Here is a 2,477-nt window from a genome sequence, read left to right as displayed (position 1 = left end):
AAACGTTCCCCCTGGTCATAGGTATGGGTATATACTTCCGTCCGTGTATCCGCCCCGACCGTATGCACCTTCCTGACTTGCGTGGGATTCTCCGGGAAGTCGTAGGCGGTAAATATCTTATCCTCCCTTCCCAGGGAATTGTTTCCCCGCTGCTGGATCATACGTCCTCTCTCATCGTAATACATCACCGAGTACAAGTATCCCGATACCGTCCCATTGCCGGATATCTTAGCCGTCAGTGTGCCTGTAAGTAACCCTTTGACTCCCACTGTCCTGAGCTGGTCATACCTTGCTACTTTTTCGTAAGCAGTGGCAGCCCCTGATGTAATGCCATTGGAACCGATAAAGCCATACCAGTCATAATAATTCACACTCAATATAACAGGGGTGGTCAAGGTGACTTTTGAGGGAAGCGTATATTCTTTCAGGTCATTGGTCTGACTCGTTCCCTTGAGCCGGGTAGCCTTTAATACGATGTTCTTCAACGGATCGTTTGTATAATCCAGTGTATTCCTGCAGGTCCCCGTCAGGACGATCCTTCCAAAAACATTCGGTATACTGAAGGACCATTCCCCTTTGGCACGTTGCCCGCCGTCCTGTACGAAGACAGGACGGTCGGCGGCATCATACACTGTATAGACGGGATCGCAACCGGGAAGTTTCTTGTAGATGCAATGGTTCCGTCCGTCATACTTGTAGATATAAGCATACTTTTGTATGGCTGCCACAGTCTCGATCCATGAAGCGGGTGTAGTGGTCGAAGTCAGCAAATCCGAAGCCGCCGGAGGCAATACCATCCGCAGATTCCCGTAGCCGTCATAGACGTAATAGGTATCGAGCAGCACTTCCCTGTCCATTACACGTGAAAGGAGGACCTTCTCCGTAGCCCGGTCCTTGAATTCCAGGCTGAAGTGCCCGTCCTCGTTGGTGGTCTGCGTACAATCGAGAGTACCTGTCGTATAGTCCTGACGGTAGGTGAGGCTGTCCGCAGAAAGGGAATAGATTCGCACGCTCAATTTAGGGTAGAAGGTCAGGCAATGCGCCAGTCCTTGCCGGTTCTGGTTGGTAAGGAACGAGGTCTGCACCGGATGCTCGCTGTATTGAACAGGTAGAGTTGGTAAATATTTATAGATTAAACATTCCAATATATAAAATACCCTGATATAAATTATCTTTAATTAGACAACTTATATCAGGGTAAGACATTTCCAATGCCAGGGGATTTCTTTATATTAATATTTAGTGTTTTAAAAGATAGAAAAAATAATATCCCATAGACTAATATGGTAATATAGTTTTAAAGATATAACAACTGATATAAATACTATTTCTATAATCCACACATTTTTAAGTTTCATTAGATATGTAAGAATTCTATCTATTAAAGTAATAAATAAAATCTCTATTAAAAATACACCAATAGCTAATATCCCGTAAGGATTCCAATTTAGTAAAATATATGTCAATACAAGCACTATCAATACTGGAGATAATATTAATATCGGTGTCCATGTAAAACCTTTGCTTTTCATACAATTATCAATTATTTTTTCTGTACACTAATTTCCCCTGCGGATTAGACCTAATTATTGCTCTAAACGAATGACTAGGAATAATAGGACGCTGACTTTTAATACTAATATAAGATTCTCCAATTCCATAATCAATTGGGATTTTTCGTATATCACTTTCATAAGTCTTTAAACCAGCCGCTTCCATTGCTTTTTGTACTGTTGTAGAACAGTTATTTCCCAAAAGGTCATAATCTTCATTACGACTAATATCCACAAAAGAATCCCGAATTATGTTATCTTGTTCTTCTGTTGTCGGAATTATATATCCCTCAGAAAATCCGTAGTGATTAATTGTATTATCATCACTTTTTCCAGCAGAGTTATATTCACTATCTAAGAACTCTTGAGGATTTGTAAATTCACCAACTGCAATATCATCAAATTTGCGTCCTCCCTTAAATTTTCCTAAAACATAAACATTATCTCCATTTACTGAATAATATTGCCATTTTCCTGCATTGTTTTGAATTAATATTGCCATATGCATGCCTTCTCCATGATTTAATACAGCAATACTATCTCCGTTGATATCTATATTGTTAGTCGGACTATTCACTCCATATTGAAAAGGGGATAAAGTGTAATATTTCTCTGAATATCTATCAATTTTCATAAAACGTCCCAATGTTGGATCATACTGTCTCGCCCCATAATCATACCAGTTCAGTCCATTCTTCGCATCCAACTCCTTACCATTATACTTGTAAGGCTGAACACTAGCTGTAGAAGTGAAAGTCCCACCAAACGGATAGTAATTGTTAGTCTCCTCCACATTACCATCCTTATCCGCTACCACACGGGTATTCCCCTGATGATCCTTCAAATAGAAATGGAACTTCCTGTCCGGGAAACTCACATACCCCGCCTCATTGAGCAGCATCCTCAACACCCCGTTCTCATAGA

Annotated in this window: 1 protein-coding gene and 1 pseudogene; both read right to left on the bottom strand. The window is 40.7% G+C overall.

Features of this window, described 5'->3' with window-relative positions; all coding sequences use genetic code 11:
• A pseudogene (locus tag CZ225_RS22770) lies at nucleotides 1-1,145 on the bottom strand (RHS repeat-associated core domain-containing protein); the annotation flags it as partial.
• Nucleotides 1,146-1,539: 394 nt separating this feature from the next.
• The coding region (locus CZ225_RS22760; RefSeq protein ID WP_129585941.1) for an RHS repeat domain-containing protein at nucleotides 1,540-2,477 on the bottom strand (938 nt) is incomplete at its 5' end.

This window comes from Bacteroides bouchesdurhonensis, from assembly GCF_900155865.1.
Classification (GTDB): Bacteria; Bacteroidota; Bacteroidia; order Bacteroidales; family Bacteroidaceae; genus Bacteroides; species Bacteroides bouchesdurhonensis.
This window is presented reverse-complemented; position numbering and strand designations above follow the sequence as displayed.